Here is an 18,359-nt window from a genome sequence, read left to right as displayed (position 1 = left end):
GGTACGGCGCCCCGGGCCCGCAGCAGGGTGGGCAGGGCGGCACCCAGTCGGACGCCCAGAACGGCCCGCCGACCCCACCGACCGGCTTCCCCAGCTTCAGCCCCCCGCCGGCCGTCGGCTCGGGCCAGCCGCAGACCCCGCCCGCCGGGGGCCAGGGGTCCGGGCAGCACGAGGCCCCGTCACAGCCGTCCTCCGGTTCCTCTCCCAGCTAGATGCGGTGGCGCACACCTGGCCCAGGTCTAGACGGCCGGGTGTGCGCCGTCTGACGTGAATGCAGGACAACCGCACGGCTGGGGCACGCCAGGCTCGTGACCTGGTGCGGGTCGCGTTCGGCCCGGCGATGGTGGCGCTGGTCGTCATCGCGGCGGTAGTGCTCGTCCAGCTGCTGATCGCCAACAGCGACATGACGGGCGCGCTGGGCGCGATCGCCAGCATGTGGCTCGGCGTACACCAGGTACCCATCTCGATCGCCGGCCGCGAACTCGGCGCGATGCCGCTCCTCCCCGTCCTTCTCATGGTGTGGGGCACCGCCCGGACCACCGCGCTGGCCACCGCCCCGCGCGCCTCGTGGTTCGTGATCCGGTGGGTGGTCGCCTCGGCGATCGGGGGACCGCTACTCATCGCGGCCATCGCCCTGGCGGTGATCCACGACGCCTCCTCGGTGCTGACCGAGCTTCAGACCCCCAGCGCGCTGCGGGCTTTCACGGGCGTGCTCGTCGTGCACGTCATCGGCGCGGCGATCGGCGTCGGCTCCAAGGTGGGCCGCCGGGCGCTGGTGGCCTGCCGGCTGCCGCTGTGGTTGTCCGATTCCGTGCGCGCCGCGGCGGCCGGCGTGCTGGCGCTGTTCGGGCTGAGCGCCGCGGTGACCGCGTTGTCGCTGGTCGTGCACTGGGGCACCATGCACGAGCTCTTCGCGATCACCGACTCGTTGTTCGGTCAGCTCAGCCTGACGGTGCTGTCGGTGCTCTACGCCCCCAACGTGATCGTCGGAGGCACCGCCATGGCGGTGGGGTCCAGTTCGCACATCGGCTTCGCCACCTTCAGTTCGTTCACCGTGCTCGGCGGGGACATCCCCGCGCTGCCCGTGCTGGCCGCCGCCCCGACGCCGCCGCTGGGACCGGTGTGGGTGGCGCTGCTGATCATCGGGGCGGCCGCGGCGGTGGCCGTCGGTCAGCAGTGCGCCCGTCGCCCGCTGCCGCTGCTGCCGGCCCTGGCCAAGCTCGCGGCCGCCGCCCTGCTCGGCGCGACGGCGATGGCGCTGCTGGGATATGCCGCCGGTGGGCAGCTGGGCAACTTCGGTGCCGTCGGCGTGGACCAGGCCACCTACGGTCCGGCGGTGTTCCTGTGGTTCTTCGTGATCGGGGCGCTGACCGTCTCGATGTCCGGCGGCCTGACCCGCCGGCCGAGGCCGGCCCGCGCACCCGACCCGCCCGGCCGGGCCGTCGACACCGACGCCGAGACCACACCCCTGGTGCTGCCCGGGCCGACATCCCGCGACGGTGGCACGGCATCCGCCGGTGCCGACCCGTCGGCCGGGGAGGACTCCGACCTCACCGAGGACGCCGACGTCATCGACGTCACCGAGGTCATCGAGGTCACCGAAGTCACCGGGACCACCGTCGAGGCCGACGACGCCGTCGATCCAGTCGACCCCGACGAGCCCGTTAGGGGCGTCCCCGGGCCGCCGGACGAGCAACCCGGTGCCCCCGTGCCCCGTCCGCCCGTCGACCGTGCCGCGCTGGCCGATCTGCCCGACGCCGAGGATCTGCTCGACGCCGACAACGATCCCGGCAGTGATCCCCCGCAGTGATCCCCCGCAGTGATCCCGCACGATGATCCCCCACGATGATCCCCGGTGGACCGGTCCGGTGACCTTCCCGGTGACCGCGCGACTCCCGCTCCGACACCGGCCGGACCCCGACTGACGCTGCGGTAACCACCCATTAGGCTCTAGGCGTGCAGCAACCGCTCCGAGTGCCTCCCAGCGCACCGGCCCGGTTGGTGGTGCTGGCATCCGGCACCGGTTCGCTGCTGGCCTCGCTGCTGGAATCCGCCGCCGGCGACTACCCGGCACGGGTGGTGGCCGTCGGGCTCGACCGCGACTGCCGCGCCGGCGAGATCGCCGCCGCCGCCGGCGTGCCGACCTTCACCACCCGCCTGCGCGACCATCCCGACCGCGCGGCCTGGGACACCGCCATCACCGAACAGGCCGCACTGCACCGGCCCGACATCGTCGTGTCGGCCGGCTTCATGAAGATCCTCGGCCCGGGGTTCCTGTCCCGGTTCCCCGCCCGCATCGTCAACACCCACCCGGCGCTGCTACCGGCCTTTCCGGGCGCCCACGCGGTCGCCGACGCGCTGGCCTACGGGGTCAAGGTCACCGGGACCACCGTGCACCTGGTCGACGCCGGCACCGACACCGGCCCGATCCTGGCCCAGCGTGCCGTCGAGGTGCTCGACGACGACGACGAAGAGACTCTGCACGAACGCATCAAGGTCGTCGAACGACGCCTACTGGTGGACGTGCTGGCCGCGATAGCAACGCGCGGCGTCACCTGGAGTGGACGAAAGGCGACCATAGGATGACTGGTGTCGAGAGGTTGACGGGGATCGAGGGCAAGCGGCCGATCCGCCGGGCCCTGATCAGTGTCTACGACAAGACCGGGCTGGCGGAGCTGGCCGCCGGCCTGCACGCCGCGGGAGTATCCCTGGTCTCCACCGGGTCGACGGCGAAAACGATTGCCGACAAGGGTATCCCGGTGACACCGGTGGAGTTCGTGACCGGCTTCCCGGAGGTGCTCGACGGCCGGGTCAAGACCCTGCACCCGAAGGTGCATGCCGGGCTGCTGGCCGACACCCGCAAACCCGAACACCTCGCGGCGCTGCGCCAGCTCGAGGTCGAACCCTTCGACCTCGTCGTGGTCAACCTCTACCCCTTCACCGAGACGGTGTCCTCGGGTGCCGGCATCGACGAGTGCGTCGAGCAGATCGACATCGGCGGCCCGTCGATGGTGCGCGCGGCCGCCAAGAACCACCCCAGCGTGGCGGTGGTCGTCGACCCGCTGGGGTACGACGGGGTGCTGGCGGCAGTCCGGCACGGCGGGTTCACCCTCGACGAGCGGAAGAAACTGGCGGCGTTGGCATTTCGGCACACCGCCGAGTACGACGTGGCGGTGGCGTCCTGGATGTCGGCCACGCTGGCCCCCGAGGACGGGGCCGGGCCGCTGGAGCAGTGGCGGGGGCAGACCTGGCGGCGTGCCGCGGTCCTGCGCTACGGGGAGAACCCGCACCAGCAGGCGGCCCTCTACACCGACGACGGCGGCTGGCCGGGTCTGGCCCAGGCCGAGCAGCTGCACGGAAAAGAGATGTCCTACAACAACTTCACCGACGCCGACGCGGCCTGGCGGGCGGCGTTCGACCACCAGGACATCTGTGTGGCGATCATCAAGCACGCCAATCCGTGCGGGATCGCGGTGTCGGCGGTGTCGGTGGCCGACGCCCACCGCAAGGCCCACGAGTGTGATCCGTTGAGCGCGTTCGGCGGGGTGATCGCGGCGAACACCACCGTCAGCGTCGAGATGGCCGAACGCGTCGCCGAGATCTTCACCGAGGTCATCGTGGCGCCGGCCTACGAGAACGGTGCGGTGGAGATCCTGTCCCGCAAGAAGAACATCCGCGTGCTGGTCGCCTCCGAACCGATGGAGGGCGGCACCGAGTTCCGCCAGATCAGCGGTGGTCTGCTGGTGCAGACCCGTGACGCGCTCGACGCCGCCGGCGACGACCCCGACACCTGGACCCTGGCGACGGGATCGCCCGCCGACCCCGCGACCCTGGCCGACCTGAAATTCGCCTGGCGCACCTGCCGGGCGGTGAAATCCAACGCGATCGTGATCGCCGCCGACGGAGCGACCGTCGGCGTCGGGATGGGCCAGGTCAACCGCGTCGACGCGGCCCGGCTGGCGGTCGAACGCGCCGGTGAGCGCACCCGCGGCGCGGTGGCCGCCTCCGACGCGTTCTTCCCGTTCCCCGACGGGCTGGAGACGCTGACCGCGGCGGGTGTGAAGGCCGTCGTCCACCCCGGCGGGTCGATGCGGGACGAGCAGGTCACCGAGGCCGCCGCCAAGGCCGGCATCACCTTGTACCTCACCGGTGAACGGCACTTCGCGCACTGATACCCGGTCGGTGTCCAGCTGGCCTGCCCCGCCGGTTGCCCGCTGGACCCGCCGCGGGGCGATAGGTTGACATCATGCTGAGCATGCCCAGGATCGTCGCCGTCGCCGCGGCCGGTGTCGCGCTGCTGACCGCCTCCGCGACCACGTCGTGCACTCGCTACGTCGAGGACGCGCAGGTGGTGCCGGCCCCCGACCTGGGTAGGGCGCCGGCCGCCGCGGCGGCCGACTGCACCTCCGTCGAGGCGCCGCTGACCACGATCCCGACCGCCACCGGCGAACCGGTCATGAAGATCCCGCAGCCCAAGGGCTGGAAACGCTCGACGATGATGGATTCCGAGCTGATCCGGTTCATGATGGGCAACCGCGACCTGACCCAGGACAATTTCGCTCCGACCGCGGTGGTGACGCTGGAGAGCGACCGGGGCATCACCGAGGCCGACGAGGTCTTCGACGCCGAGCGGCACTCGCTGCAGTCCGGATTCGGTGCCACCGACCTGGAGGTCACCAAGCACACGCTGTGCGGCCTGCCCGCCGAGACCATCCACTACATGACGCCCGCGATGGGCACGGTCGGCCCCCATCCGGCGGTGGTGGTGTGTGTGGTGCTGCACACCGAGGACGCCACCTACGCCGCCTCGGTGACGGTGCAGACCACCGATCCGCAGAACCGGATCTTCAAGACCGACGCCGAACAGATCCTGACCGGTTTCCAGATGCTCCCACCGGCCGACTGAGCGGCCCGGGAACCCGGAATCGGGACCCGAACGCGTGCCCCATGTCGGGGACAGTCGTAGCGTGGAGTGGTGACATCAGCTAACAACCTGCCCCGCACCCTTGGCGAGCTGCGTGCTTCCGGCCACCAGGAGAGGGGCGTCAAGCAGGAAATCCGCGAGAATCTGCTGGCCCGGCTCGCGGCCGGCGGTGACGTCGCCGCCGAAATCTGGCCCGGCATTCTCGGGTTCGAGGACACGGTGCTGCCGCAGGTGGAGCGGGCCCTGATCGCCGGGCACGACTTCGTCCTGCTCGGTGAGCGCGGACAGGGCAAGACCCGGCTGCTGCGGGCACTGACCGGCCTGCTCGACGAGTGGACACCGGTGATCGCCGGCGCCGAGCTCGGTGAGCACCCCTACTCGCCGATCACCCCGGAGTCGATCCGGCGGGTCGCCGAGTCCGGTGACGACCTGCCCATCGAATGGCGCCACCGCAGCGACCGCTACACCGAGAAGCTGGCCACCCCCGACACCAGCGTGGCCGACCTCGTCGGCGACATCGACCCGGTCAAGGTCGCCGAGGGGCGCAGCCTGGGCGACCCCGAGACCATCGCCTACGGGCTCATCCCGCGGGCGCACCGCGGCATCGTCGCCGTCAACGAGCTGCCCGACCTGGCCGAACGGATCCAGGTGTCGATGCTCAACGTGATGGAGGAACGCGACATCCAGGTCCGCGGGTACACCCTGCGGTTGCCGCTGGACGTGCTGGTGGTCGCCAGCGCCAACCCCGAGGACTACACCAACCGCGGCCGCATCATCACCCCGCTCAAGGACCGGTTCGGCGCCGAGATCCGCACCCACTACCCGCTGGAACTCGACGCCGAGGTGAGCGTGATCGCCCAGGAGTCCCACCTGTCCGCCGAGGTGCCGGCGTACCTGATGGCGATCATCGCCCGTTTCGCCCGGCTGCTGCGCGAATCCAACGCCGTCGACCAGCGTTCGGGGGTCTCGGCGCGGTTCGCGATCGCGGCCGCCGAAACGGTGGCGGCCTCGGCCCGCCACCGCGGCGCGATCCTCGGGGAACAGGAGCCGGTGGCCCGGGTGGTCGACCTGGGCACGGTGATCGACGTGCTGCGGGGCAAGCTGGAGTTCGAGTCCGGCGAGGAGGGCCGCGAGCAGGCGGTGCTGGAACACCTGTTGCGCCGCGCCACGGCCGACACCGCCTCCCGGGCGCTCGGCGGTCTCGACGTGGGGCCGCTGGTCGCTGCGGTGGAGGAGGGTTCGCCGGTGACCACCGGCGAACGGGTCAGCGCCAAGGACGTGCTGGCCGCGCTGCCCGACCTGCCGGTGCTCGACGACGTCGCCGCGCGGCTGGACGCCCAGACCGACGGCCAGCGCGCCGCCGCGGTGGAGCTGGCGCTGGAGGCGCTGTATCTGGCCAAGCGGATCGACAAGGTCTCCGGTGAGGGGGAAACCGTCTATGGCTGATCGCGGATCCTCGGGGCGCACCAGCAGGTATTCCCGCTACACCGGCGGGCCGGACCCGCTGGCGCCGCCGGTCGATCTGCGTGACGCCCTGGAACAGATCGGCCAGGACGTGATGGAGGGCAGCTCGCCGCGCCGTGCGCTGGCCGAGTTGATGCGCCGCGGGACCCGTGACATGCCCGGCGCCGACCGGTTGGCCGCCGAGGCCAACCGCAAGCGCAGAGAGCTGCTGCAGAACAACAATCTCGACGGCACCCTGCAGGACATCAAGCGACTGCTCGACGAGGCGGTGCTGGCCGAACGCAAGGAGCTGGCCCGGGCGCTCGACGACGACGCCCGCTTCGGTGAACTGCAGCTCGACGCGCTCTCTCCCTCGCCGGCCAAGGCCGTGCAGGAACTCAGCGAGTACGACTGGCGCAGCGGCGAGGCCCGGGAGAAATACGACCAGATCAAGGATCTGCTGGGCCGCGAGATGCTTGACCAGCGGTTCGCGGGGATGAAGGAGGCGCTGGAGAACGCCACCGACGAGGACCGTCAGCGGGTCAACGACATGCTCGACGACCTCAACGAGCTGTTGGACAAGCACGCCAAGGGCCAGGACACCGACCAGGACTTTCGGGAGTTCATGGCCAAGCACGGCGAGTTCTTCCCGGAGAACCCGAAGAACATCGACGAGCTGCTGGACTCGCTGGCCGCCCGGGCCGCGGCCGCGCAGCGGTTCCGCAACAGCCTGTCCGACCAGCAGCGCGCCGAGCTGGACTCGCTGGCCCAGCAGGCGTTCGGGTCGCCGTCGCTGATGAACGCGCTGAACCGGCTCGACTCGCACCTGCAGGCGGCGCGGCCGGGCGAGGACTGGAGCGGCTCGCAGCGTTTCTCCGGCGACGATCCCCTCGGCATGGGCGAGGGTGCGCAGGCGCTGGCCGACATCAGTGAACTGGAGCAGCTGGCCGAGCAGCTCTCGCAGAGCTACGCCGGGGCCACCATGGACGATGTCGATCTGGACATGCTGGCCCGCCAGCTCGGCGACGAGGCCGCGGTCGACGCGCGCACCCTGTCCGAGCTCGAACGCGCGCTGATGAATCAGGGCTTCCTGGACCGCAGCTCCGACGGGTCGTGGCGGCTGTCGCCCAAGGCGATGCGGCGGCTCGGGCAGACCGCGCTGCGTGATGTGGCCCAACAACTTTCGGGCCGGCACGGCGAACGTGAAACCCGGCGCGCGGGCGCGGCCGGGGAGCTGACCGGGGCGACGCGGCCGTGGGCGTTCGGCGACACCGAACCCTGGAACGTGACCCGGACGCTCACGAACGCCGTGTTGCGGCAGGCCGGCACCGGGGAGACGGCCAAGCCCATCGGCATCACCGTCGAGGACGTCGAGGTCTCCGAGACCGAGACCCGAACCCAGGCCGCGGTCGCGCTGCTGGTCGACACCTCGTTCTCGATGGTGATGGAGAACCGCTGGCTGCCGATGAAGCGCACCGCGCTGGCGCTCAACCACCTGGTGAGCACGCGGTTCCGCTCGGATGCGTTGCAGATCATCGCCTTCGGCCGCTACGCGCGAACGGTGAGCGCGGCGGAACTGACCGGTCTGGAGGGGGTCTACGAACAGGGCACCAATCTGCACCACGCCCTCGCGCTGGCCACGCGGCATCTGCGCCGCCATCCCAACGCGCAACCGGTGGTGCTGATCGTCACCGACGGCGAACCCACCGCGCACCTGGAGGACTTCGGCGACGGGGAGGGTTCTTCCGTGTTTTTCGATTACCCGCCGCACCCGCGCACCATCGCCCACACCGTCAAGGGTTTCGACGAGATCTCGCGGATGGGTGCGCAGGTGACCATCTTCCGGTTGGGCAGCGACCCGGGCCTGGCCCGGTTCATCGACCAGGTGGCGCGCCGGGTGGAGGGCCGTGTCGTGGAACCCGACCTCGACGGGCTCGGCGCCGCGGTGGTCGGCGACTACCTGCGCTCGCGGCGGCGCCGCGGGTAGCCGGCCGGGGGAGTTGGCCGGGGCCGGGTCAGTTCTGGTCGGCGCGCTGCCGGCGGCGCTTCTTGCGTTTGATGCCGACGCTGCCCCACAGTGAGAAGCCCTTGATGGTGATGTGCGGGGCGCCCACCGCACCGGCCTGCTCGATGTTGTGGTCGAAGGCCCCCATCACGCCGACACCGTGCACGTCGACGTTGACCTCCATCGGCAGCAGGATGGTCTGCCCGCCCATGATGGAGTAGGCCCGGATGTCGACCTCGTGGGAGGTGAAGTCGGCGTAGCGCAGGTCGACCACCCCGCCGCCCCACAGCGTGAACGTCGTCATCTTCCGCGGCACGTTCCAGCGGCCGCGACGCTCGAAACCACTCATGATCGCCAGCAGCACCGTCGAGGGTGCGGGTTTGCAGGCCCCGCGGCGGGTGTTGGCGATGCCGGGCAGGTCGGCCGAGAGCCGGTCGAGCTCCCGATAGGTGGTCGCCGCATAGGCCTTGGCCAGCCGCGTCTCGTACTCCGACAGGTTCAGCCTCCCCTGCGCGGCCGCATCGGTCAGCAGCTGCGCAGTCTGAATCCGGTCGGTGTCGGCGGCTCGCAGCGATGAGTCGCGCGACGCTGATTCGCTCATCACGCACGAGCCTACGACGAACCTGGTCAACAGCAAAGGTTGGACTTGCTAGTGATCCGATCCGCCCGGTTCCTGCGCCCACGCCGGCGGACGTTTCTGCAGAAACGCCAGCATCCCCTCGCGGGCCTCGTCGGAGACGAACAGCTGCGCGGACTCCAGCGTCAGCCGCTCGGCGTCGCGGTCGAAGCCGGCCAGGATCGACGCGGTGGTCAGCGCCTTCGAGGCCGCCAGGCCCTGGGGGGAGGCCTTGCCCAACGCCGTCACCATCGCCTCCACGGTGGTGGGCACGTCGGCCGAATCGGTGACCGCCGCCGTGACGAGCCCGATCTCCTCGGCGCGGGCAGCGGTGAACGTCTCACCGGTGAGGTAATAGCGACCCGCGGCACGCGGTGCGAGCTTGGGCAGCAACGTCAACGAGATGATCGCCGGCGCCACCCCGATGCGTGCCTCGGTCAGCGCGAAGGTGCTCTGCGGTCCGGCGACCACCATGTCGCACGCGCCCACCAGGCCCATCCCGCCGGCGCGGACATGCCCGTCGACCGCGCCGATGACCGGCCGCGGGCACTCCACGATCGCGCGCAGCACGGTGGTCATCTCGGCGGCCCGCGCGGCCGCCGCGGACACCGGGTCACCCGCTCCGGCCTCGCTGAGGTCGGCGCCCGCGCAGAACGTCGACCCGGTGTGACCGAGGACCACCACCCGCACACGCGGATCGTTGACGGCGTCGCGCAGCCCCTGGTGCAGACCGGCCACCAGCGCCGAGGACAGCGCGTTGCGGTTGTGCGGCGAGTTCAGGGTCAGGCGGGCGACCCGACCGGACACCGCGTAGTCGACGGGGGAGTCCATCAGTACGAACGGGGCAGGCCCAGCGAGGTCTGCGCGACGAAGTTGAGGATCATCTCGCGGCTGACCGGGGCGATGCGGGCCAGCCTGGACGCGGTGAGCACCGAGGCGATGCCGTACTCCTTGGTCAGCCCGTTGCCGCCGAGGGACTGCACGGCCTGGTCGACGGCGCGCACGGATGCCTCACCGGCGGCGTACTTGGCCATGTTGGCCGCCTCGGCGGCACCGAAGTCGTCGCCGGTGTCGTAGAGCGTCGCGGCCTTCTGCATCATCAGCTTGGCCAGTTCCACCTCGATGTGGTTCTGGGCCAGCGGGTGTGAGATGCCCTGATGGGCCCCGATCGGTGTCTTCCAGACCTGGCGGGTCTTGACGTACCCGGTGGCCTTGTCGATCGCGAAGCGTCCCATGCCCACCGCGCTGGCCGCGCCCATGATGCGTTCGGGGTTCAGGCCGGCGAACAGCTGCGCGATCGCGGCGTCCTCGGAGCCCACCAGCGCGTCGGCCGGCAGCCGGACCTCGTCGAGGAACAGCTGGAACTGGAACTCCGGGCTGACGATCTCCATCGGGATCTTGGTGTAGCTGAGCCCGGGGGTGTCGGTGGGCACCACGAACAGCGCCGGGCGCAGGTTGCCCGTCCTCGCCTCTTCGGTGCGGCCGACGACCAGCACCGCCTGGGCCTGGTCGACCCCGGAGATGTAGACCTTCTGCCCGGAGAGGATCCAGTCGCTGCCGTCGCGTCGCGCGGTGGTGGTGATCTTGTGCGAGTTGGATCCGGCGTCGGGTTCGGTGATCGCGAACGCCATGGTGATCGACCCGTCGGCGATGCCGGGGACCCAGCGTTTCTTCTGCTCCTCGGTACCGAACTTGGAGATGATGGTGCCGTTGATGGCGGGGGAGACCACCATCATCAGCAGTGCCGACCCGGCGGCGGCCATCTCCTCCATCACCAACGACAGTTCGTACATCCCCGCGCCGCCGCCGCCGTACTCCTCGGGCAGGTTGACGCCGATGAAGCCGAGCTTGCCGGCCTCGTTCCACAATTCGGTGGTGTGTTCGCCGGCCCGGGCCTTCTCCAGGTAGTAGTCCTGGCCGTAGTTGGCGGCCATCGCGGCCACCGCCTTGCGCAGCGCCTGGCGTTCCGGGCTTTCGATGAAACCGGTGTCGGTCATGGGTGCCTCACTTGTGTTCGGGTTGTCGGCCGTCGGTTGTCGGTTCGTGGCTGGTCGGCTCGGGTGGCTAGGGCTCGGGGGTGTCGACGCGCGCCAGCACGGCGCCCACGTCGACCTGGTCGCCGGGCCCGACATGCAGTTCGGCGAGCACGCCGTCGGCGGGCGCGGTCAGGGTGTGCTCCATTTTCATGGCCTCCAGCCAGATCAGCGGCTGGCCGAGGGAGACCTCGGCGCCGGCCTCGGTGCCGACGCGGATCACCAGGCCGGGCATCGGGGCCACCAGCGATCCCTTGGCGATCGTCGAGCCGGGCTCGACGAACCGTGGGACGACGCTGAATTCGATTCCCCCGGCCGGGGTGTCCACACAGGTGCGCGCGCCGTAGCGGCTGACGTCGTAGGTCGACTCGGCGCCGGAAGGTTCGGCGAGCACCACCCGCTCGGCGGTCGCCGAGACCACCCGCACGCCCTCGTCGTCGGGCAGCGCCACGCCGGTTCGGCAATGGCGGTAGCGGATCCGGTACTCGGTGTCGGCGGTGCTGCGGTAGGTCTTGACCTGGTCCCCGGCGCCGACGTTGCGCCACCCGCCCGGCAGCCCGGCCAGCACGCGTGCGGCGGCTCGGTTGGCCGCGGCGTCGGCGAGGGCGGCGGCCACCGCGCACAGCCGCGCACCGGCGTCGTCGATCAGCGGCGCGGCCAGCTCGGTCAGACCGTGGGTGTCGAAGAAGGCGGTGTCGGTCTCGCCATCCAGGAAGGCCGGGTGCCGCAGCACGTTGACCAGCAGGTCGCGGTTGGTGCCGACCCCGTGCACCCGGGCCCGCGCCAGCGCGTCGGCGAGCGCCCGCACCGCCCGTTCCCGCTGCGGCGCATAGGAGATCACCTTCGCCAGCATGGGGTCGTAGTGGATCGACACCTGCGAGCCGTCGAGCACGCCGGAATCCAGCCGGACCACCGGCGCCTGCGGGTCGCGGCCGTCGGACTCGAAGTGGGCGCGTGCACGCGCCACGTCGACGCGGTGCACGGTGCCCGCCTGCGGTTGCCAGTTGCGGGCGGGATCCTCGGCGTAGAGCCGGGCCTCGATCGCGTGTCCGCGGGTGGGCGGGGGCTGCGGATCCAGCCGGTCTCCCTCGGCGACCCGGATCTGCAGCTCCACCAGATCCAGGCCGGTGGTGGCCTCGGTGACCGGGTGCTCGACCTGCAGCCGGGTGTTCATCTCCAGGAAGTAGAACTCGCCCTGATCCGAGGCCAGGAACTCCACGGTGCCCGCCCCGGTGTAGCCGATGGTGCCGGCGGCCAGCCGGGCCGCCTCGAACAGTCGCTCGCGCATGTCCGGCACGCGCTCGACCAGCGGGGAGGGGGCTTCCTCGATGATCTTCTGGTGGCGGCGCTGGATGGAGCACTCCCGCTCGCCGACCGGCCACACGGTGCCGTGGGTGTCGGCCATGACCTGCACCTCGATGTGGTGGCCCGTGGGCAGGTAGCGCTCACAGAACACCGTGGGGTCACCGAACGCCGACTGCGCCTCGCGGCCGGCGGCGGCGACCTCGCCCTCCAGATCCGCCAACGACGTCACCACCCGCATGCCGCGCCCGCCGCCCCCTGCGGAGGCCTTCACCAGCACCGGCAGGTGCTGTCCGGTGATGGTGTCGGGGTCGAGTTCGTCGAGCACCGGCACACCGGCGGCGGCCATCATCTTCTTGGACTCGATCTTGGAGCCCATCGCCCTGACCGCCTCGGCCGGCGGGCCGATCCAGCGCAGGCCGACGACCTCGACCGCGGTGGCGAATTCGGCGTTCTCGGAGAGGAACCCGTACCCGGGATGGATCGCGTCGGCGCCGGTGGCCCGGGCCGCCGCCAGGATGGCGTCGATGTCCAGATAGCCGTCGGTGCCGGGCAGCCGAACCCGCGCGTCGGCCTCGGCGACGTGCGGCGCCGCGGTATCGGGGTCGGTGTAGACGGCCACCGTGGAGATACCGAGCCGGCGGCAGGTGGCGAACACCCGCCGGGCGATCTCGCCGCGGTTGGCCACCAGGATCCGGTTGATCACGTCTCGCACCTCCTACATCCGGAAGACGCCGTAGCCCGGCGTCCCCGCGATCGGAGCGTTGGCGATGGCCGACAGGCACATGCCCAGGACGGTGCGGGTGTCCCGGGGGTCGATGACGCCGTCGTCGTAGAGCATCCCGGACAGCACCAGCGGCAGCGACTCGGCCTCGATCTGATTCTCCACCGCGGCGCGCATCGCGGCGTCGGCCTCCTCGTCCACCTGCTGCCCGCGGGCCTGCGCGGCGGCGCGGCTGACGATCGAGAGCACCCCCGCCAGCTGCGCTCCGCCCATGACCGCCGACTTCGCCGACGGCCAGGCGAACAGGAAGCGCGGGTCGTAGGCGCGCCCACACATCCCGTAGTGCCCCGCCCCGTAGGAGGCGCCGATCAACAGCGAGATGTGCGGCACCGTCGAGTTGGACACCGCGTTGATCATCATCGCGCCGTGCTTGATCATGCCGCCTTCCTCATAGGCCCGGCCCACCATGTATCCGGTCGTGTTGTGCAGGAACAGAAGCGGCGTGTCGGACTGGTTGGCCAGCTGGATGAACTGGGTGGCCTTCTGCGACTCCTCGCTGAACAGCACGCCCCGGGCATTGGCCAGGATGCCCACCGGGTAGCCGTGCAGCCGCGCCCAGCCGGTCACCAGTGACGAGCCGTAGAGCGGCTTGAACTCGTCGAAGTCCGAGCCGTCCACGATGCGTGCGATCACCTCGCGCGGGTCGAAGGGAATGCGCAGGTCCGCCGGCACGATCCCGATCAACTCGTCCTCGTCGAACAACGGCGGCACCACCGGGGCGGGCGCGGGGCCCTGCTTGGTCCGGTTGAGCCGGGCCACGATGCGCCTGCCGATCCGGATCGCGTCGAGCTCGTCGACGGCCAGATAGTCGGCCAGTCCCGAAGTGCGGGCGTGCATCTCGGCGCCACCGAGGGCCTCGTCGTCGGATTCCTCACCGGTGGCCATCTTCACCAGCGGCGGGCCGGCCAGGAACACCTTGGACCGTTCCCTGATCATCACCACGTGATCGGACATCCCGGGGATGTAGGCGCCGCCGGCGGTGGAGTTGCCGAACACCAGCGCGATCGTCGGGATGCCGGCGGCCGAGAGCCGGGTGAGGTCCCGGAACATCTGGCCCCCGGGGATGAAGATCTCCTTCTGGGTGGGCAGGTCCGCGCCGCCGGACTCCACCAGCGATATCACCGGCAGCCGGTTCTCGAATGCGATCTTGTTGGCGCGCAGAATCTTCCGGAGAGTCCAGGGGTTGCTCGTCCCGCCCTTGACGGTGGGGTCGTTGGCGACGATCAGGCATTCGGTGTCCTCCACGACGCCGATGCCGATCACCATGCTCGCACCCACCTGGAAGGCGCTGCCGTAGGCGGCCAGTGGGCACAGCTCCAGGAACGGGGAGTCGGGGTCGACGAGAGCCTCGATGCGTTCACGGGCGGTCAGCTTGCCGCGGGCGCGGTGGCGCTCGACGTACTTCGCGCCGCCGCCGTCGGCGGCCTTGGCGAACTCGGCGTCGATCTCGGCGAGTTTGGCGGTGGTGGCCTCGGCGGCCGCGGCGTACTCGGCCGATCCCGGATCCAGGCTGGATGTCAACGCGGTCACGACTGGTATCCAAGCGTTTTGGCGGCCAGCGCGGTGAGGATTTCGGTGGTTCCGCCGCCGATTCCCAGGATGCGCATGTCGCGGTACTGGCGTTCGACCTCGGACTCGGCCATGTAGCCCATACCGCCGAAGAGCTGGACGGCCTGGTTGGCCACCCACTCGCCGGCCTCGACGGCGGTGTTCTTGGCGAAGCACACGGCGGTGATCAGGTCGGGGTCGCCGGATCCGGACTCCAGTTGTCGCTCCACGACCCGGCGCGCGTAGACCCGCGCGACGTCGGTGCGCCGGGCCATCTCGGCGAGCGTGTTCTGCACCGACTGCCGCGAGATCAGTGGGCGGCCGAATGTCTGGCGGTCCCGGCACCACTGCACGGTGAGGTCCAGGCAGCGCTGCGCGCTGGAGTAGGCCTGTGCGGCCAGTCCGACCCGTTCGGCGACGAAGGCCTGGGCGATCTGCAGGAACCCCGTGTTCTCGGCGCCGACCAGGTTCCTGGCGGGGACGCGCACGTCGGTGAAGGACAGCTCGGCGGTGTCGCTGCACCGCCAGCCCATCTTGTCCAGTTTGCGGGTGACCTCGAAGCCGGGGGTGCCCTTCTCGACGACGAGCAGGGACACGCCGCCGGCGCCGGGGCCCCCGGTGCGCACCGCGGTGACCACGTAGTCGGCGCGCACCCCGGAGGTGATGAAGGTTTTTGCGCCGTTGACCACGTAGTGGGGCTCGCCGCCGTCCGAGGTGAGTTCGGCGCGCGTGCTCAGGTGCCCGACATCGGAGCCGCCGCCGGGCTCGGTGATGGCCAGCGCGCCGATCTTGTCTCCGGACAGCGTCGGCCGCACGAAGGTGTCGATCAGGTGCGCATCACCGGAGGCCACCATGTGTGGGACCGCGATCCCGCAGGTGAACAGTGAGGCGAAAACGCCCCCGGGGGCTCCTGATTCGTGCAGTTGCTCGCAGATGACCACCGCGTCGGCGCCGTCGCCGCCGCCCCCGCCCACCGATTCGGGGAAGGGCGCGCCGAGCAGGCCCGCCTCACCGGCCGTGCGGTGCAATTCGCGCGGGAGTTCGCCGGCCTCCTCCCAGTCGCGGGCGTGGGGCAGGATCTCGCGCTCGGCGAAGCTGCGCACCGTCTTGCGCAACTGTTCGCGTTCGGGGGTGGTCCAGATGCTCACTCAGATCAGGCTTTCCGGTAGGTCGACGTGACGGCTGCGCAGCCATTCACCCAGCGCCTTGGCCTGGGGGTCGAAGCGCGCCTGGTAGGCGACGCCCTCGCCGAGCAGGTCGTCGATGACGAAGTTGACCGCGCGCAGGTTGGGCAGCAGGTGGCGGGTGACGGCGAGGCCGGCGGTCTCGGGAAGCAGGCGCCGGAGCAGGTCCACCGTCAGTGTGTGTGCCAGCCAGCGCCATTGTTCGTCGGTGCGCACCCAGACGCCGACGTTGGCCGAACCGCCCTTGTCGCCGCTGCGGGCGCCGGCGATCAGGCCCAGCGGTGCCCGTCGCGTGGGGCCGTCGGGAAGCGGTTCCGGCAGCGGTGGTTCGGCCACCGGGAGCACGTGGGCGGTATCGGTGGCCGGGGAGATCTCGGTGCGGCTGCCGTCGGCGTGCACCGCGACGTGTGCGACGGTGGCGGCGTCGACATACCCGGCGGTGAACCTCCCGTACACCTGTCCTTCTGCCGGCGGTGTCGTGGCGTGGAACCCCGGATAGCTGGCCAACGCGAGTTCCACTGCGGCGCTGGAGAATTTACGTCCCACCTTGGCGGCGTCGGCGTCGCGCACCACGCAGTGCAGCAGTGCGCTGGCGGTCTCTTCGGTGTCGGCATCGGAATGGTCGGTGCGGGCCAGGGTCCAGCGCATCTCGGCCGGCTTCACGGTGAGGGTGGCGTCGAGCTGGCGCTGCACCAGTTCGGCCTTGGCATCGATGTCCAGCCCGGTGAGCACGAACGTGAACTCGTTGCGGAATCCACCGATGCTGTTGAGCGACACCTTCAACGACGCCGGTGGCGGCTCCCCGACCACGCCGCTGATGCGGACGCGGTCGGGCCCCTGGTCGGAGAGGTCGCTCAGGGTTGCGGTGTCCATGCGGGCGGTGACGTCGGGGTTGGGGTATCGCGGGCCGGCGATCTCGTAGAGCAGTTGGGCCGTCACGGTCCCCACGCTGACCTCGCCGCCGGTGCCGGGGTGTTTGGTGATCACCGACGAGCCGTCCTGGTGGATCTCGGCGAGCGGGAAGCCCGGGTAGGTGAGGCGGTCCACCTCGGTGAAGAAGGCATAGTTGCCGCCGCAGGCCTGAATCCCGCATTCGAGGACGTGGCCGGCGACGACGGCGCCGGCCAGCCGGTCGTAGTCGTCCCGTGCCCAGCCGAAGTGCGCGGCCGCGGGTCCCACCGTGACCGATGCGTCGGTCACCCGCCCCGTCACGACGACGTCGGCGCCGTTGTTGAGGCAGTCGACAATTCCCCAGGCGCCCAGGTAGGCGTTGGCGGTCAGCGGAGTGCCCAGGCCCAGTTCGGTGGTGCGGTCGAGGATGTCGTCGCCCTCGACGTGGGCGACGTTGACGTCCAGGCCCAGCTCGTCGGCGAGGGTGCGTACGGCACGGGCCAGCCCGGCAGGGTTCAGGCCGCCGGCGTTGGTGACGATCCGCACGCCGCGGTCCGTGGCCAGGCCGAGGCATTCCTCCAGTTGGCGCAGAAACGTCTTGGCGTAGCCGGCGTCCGGGTTTTTCATCCGGTCGCGGCCCAGGATGAGCATGGTGAGTTCGGCCAGGTAGTCGCCGGTGAGGTAGTCCAGGTCGCCGCCGGTGAGCATCTCGCGCATCGCCGCGAAGCGGTCACCGTAGAAACCCGAGCAGTTTCCGATGCGAACCGCAGACGTCGTCATGCGCACTCCTGTCGACAGGTCCCCGCCGCCCAACCAACCGGTAGGTTACTGGGTACCGCAGGTCTCGAGTCAAGGGGTTGACCCACGAACGCGCGGCCGCGGTCGCTGCGAGCCGCGGTCGCCCCGATGGGAAGTGTTTCAGGCCGACCCGGGACAGCGGTGCGGAACGGCCCGCGGTGCCGGATACGCGGTGCCGGATACGCGGTGCCGGATACGCGGGCCGGATATGCGGGCCGGATATGTGCGGCGGGAAGCCCGGGCGCCGGAACCGGGTACCTGTTTGCCCGCCTCTGAGCGACAACCGGTCTCCGTGTCGGACCGCCCCGGAACCATCGGCCCATGGACGAAGGACGCGGGACGGTAGGAACAGCAGGAAGACCGCTGCGCGGCACCGAGTTGCGATACGCGCTGGTGATGGAGCTGGGGGTGGGCGGGACCATGACCGTTGCGGAGTTGATCGCGGCCCTGCAGCGTCGGCGGTTCTGCGTACCGGGTCGCGCGTCGAAGACCATCTCCGACGCGCTGCGTTGGGAGACCGCCCGCGGCCGGGTGCTGCGACGGGGGCGTGGGTGCTACGGGCCGGGCCCGATGCCGCGCTCGACCGAGCACCGCATCCGCCGGCGCGTGCTCGCGATGCGCGCCGAAGCGCAGTCGACGGTTGCGACAACCGGAGCCGGCTGACCGTGCCTGGTCCGTGTCCAGGGGCCGTCCAGGGGCTCGTCCGCCGGGCTCCGGTGCGGTTGTCGCTCGGAGGCGGGCAACTCGAGGGTCGCTCCCGGAGCTTCGGGGGCTCGGGGGCTCGGGTATACACATCTGACCCTGCCGCCGACGCATCGTGCTGAATACCTA

14 protein-coding genes and 1 pseudogene are annotated in these 18,359 nt (G+C 70.7%); 8 read left to right on the top strand and 7 right to left on the bottom strand.

The window, feature by feature from the left end; genetic code table 11:
• From CSR00_RS26045 to CSR00_RS26015, 7 genes and pseudogenes are all read left to right on the top strand, one after another.
• Nucleotides 1-212 (top strand): annotated as a pseudogene (locus tag CSR00_RS26045) (DUF5336 domain-containing protein); the annotation flags it as partial.
• A 59-nt stretch (nucleotides 213-271) separates the two neighbouring features.
• A complete protein-coding gene (locus CSR00_RS26040; protein WP_245906544.1) occupies nucleotides 272-1,810 on the top strand; it encodes a cell division protein PerM in 1,539 nt (512 codons plus the stop codon).
• A 146-nt stretch (nucleotides 1,811-1,956) separates the two neighbouring features.
• Nucleotides 1,957-2,586: a phosphoribosylglycinamide formyltransferase gene (gene purN / locus CSR00_RS26035; RefSeq protein WP_099025297.1), complete on the top strand. Its 630-nt coding sequence runs from the start codon at nucleotides 1,957-1,959 to the stop codon at nucleotides 2,584-2,586.
• On the top strand, nucleotides 2,583-4,172 hold the full coding sequence (gene purH / locus CSR00_RS26030) for a bifunctional phosphoribosylaminoimidazolecarboxamide formyltransferase/IMP cyclohydrolase (RefSeq protein ID WP_328514772.1): 1,590 nt from the start codon (nucleotides 2,583-2,585) through the stop codon (nucleotides 4,170-4,172). Before purN ends, purH begins: the two co-directional genes overlap by 4 nt.
• Nucleotides 4,173-4,255: 83 nt before the next feature.
• The gene (locus CSR00_RS26025; protein ID WP_245906542.1) at nucleotides 4,256-4,906 is read left to right on the top strand and encodes an LpqN/LpqT family lipoprotein; all 651 of its coding nucleotides are present in this window, start codon (nucleotides 4,256-4,258) and stop codon (nucleotides 4,904-4,906) included.
• Between the two features lie 66 nt (nucleotides 4,907-4,972).
• The gene (locus tag CSR00_RS26020) at nucleotides 4,973-6,370 is read left to right on the top strand and encodes a sigma 54-interacting transcriptional regulator (RefSeq protein WP_099025295.1); all 1,398 of its coding nucleotides are present in this window, start codon (nucleotides 4,973-4,975) and stop codon (nucleotides 6,368-6,370) included.
• Nucleotides 6,363-8,354: a vWA domain-containing protein gene (locus tag CSR00_RS26015; RefSeq protein WP_099025294.1), complete on the top strand. Its 1,992-nt coding sequence runs from the start codon at nucleotides 6,363-6,365 to the stop codon at nucleotides 8,352-8,354. Before CSR00_RS26020 ends, CSR00_RS26015 begins: the two co-directional genes overlap by 8 nt.
• 28 nt (nucleotides 8,355-8,382) lie before the next feature.
• Here the strand turns inward: CSR00_RS26015 and CSR00_RS26010 are convergent, their stop codons facing one another.
• The 7 genes from CSR00_RS26010 to CSR00_RS25980 all read right to left on the bottom strand — a co-directional run bounded on the left by CSR00_RS26010 (nucleotide 8,383) and on the right by CSR00_RS25980 (nucleotide 17,510).
• Nucleotides 8,383-8,973, bottom strand: a complete 591-nt coding sequence (locus tag CSR00_RS26010) for a DUF1707 SHOCT-like domain-containing protein (protein ID WP_099025293.1) — start codon at nucleotides 8,971-8,973, stop codon at nucleotides 8,383-8,385.
• A gap of 48 nt (nucleotides 8,974-9,021) precedes the next feature.
• The gene (locus CSR00_RS26005; protein ID WP_099025292.1) at nucleotides 9,022-9,819 is read right to left on the bottom strand and encodes an enoyl-CoA hydratase family protein; all 798 of its coding nucleotides are present in this window, start codon (nucleotides 9,817-9,819) and stop codon (nucleotides 9,022-9,024) included.
• Complete coding sequence (locus CSR00_RS26000) at nucleotides 9,819-10,985, bottom strand: acyl-CoA dehydrogenase family protein (protein WP_099025291.1); 1,167 nt, start codon at nucleotides 10,983-10,985, stop codon at nucleotides 9,819-9,821. The genes CSR00_RS26005 and CSR00_RS26000 overlap by 1 nt, the downstream gene beginning before the upstream one ends.
• A gap of 67 nt (nucleotides 10,986-11,052) precedes the next feature.
• Nucleotides 11,053-13,029: an acetyl/propionyl/methylcrotonyl-CoA carboxylase subunit alpha gene (locus CSR00_RS25995; RefSeq protein WP_099025290.1), complete on the bottom strand. Its 1,977-nt coding sequence runs from the start codon at nucleotides 13,027-13,029 to the stop codon at nucleotides 11,053-11,055.
• Between the two features lie 12 nt (nucleotides 13,030-13,041).
• On the bottom strand, nucleotides 13,042-14,637 hold the full coding sequence (locus CSR00_RS25990) for an acyl-CoA carboxylase subunit beta (protein WP_099025289.1): 1,596 nt from the start codon (nucleotides 14,635-14,637) through the stop codon (nucleotides 13,042-13,044).
• Complete coding sequence (locus tag CSR00_RS25985) at nucleotides 14,634-15,803, bottom strand: acyl-CoA dehydrogenase family protein (protein ID WP_099025288.1); 1,170 nt, start codon at nucleotides 15,801-15,803, stop codon at nucleotides 14,634-14,636. The genes CSR00_RS25990 and CSR00_RS25985 overlap by 4 nt, the downstream gene beginning before the upstream one ends.
• On the bottom strand, nucleotides 15,804-17,510 hold the full coding sequence (locus CSR00_RS25980) for an acyclic terpene utilization AtuA family protein (protein ID WP_099025287.1): 1,707 nt from the start codon (nucleotides 17,508-17,510) through the stop codon (nucleotides 15,804-15,806).
• Nucleotides 17,511-17,849: 339 nt separating this feature from the next.
• On the opposite strand from CSR00_RS25980, the gene CSR00_RS25975 reads away from it, so the two are divergent.
• A complete protein-coding gene (locus tag CSR00_RS25975) occupies nucleotides 17,850-18,191 on the top strand; it encodes a hypothetical protein (protein WP_099025286.1) in 342 nt (113 codons plus the stop codon).
• Nucleotides 18,192-18,359 lie beyond the last annotated feature (168 nt).

Source organism: Mycolicibacterium palauense, from assembly GCF_002592005.1.
Taxonomy (GTDB): domain Bacteria; phylum Actinomycetota; class Actinomycetes; order Mycobacteriales; family Mycobacteriaceae; genus Mycobacterium; species Mycobacterium palauense.
Note: the sequence above shows the minus strand (reverse complement) of the source record. Positions and strands in the feature narration are given on the sequence as shown.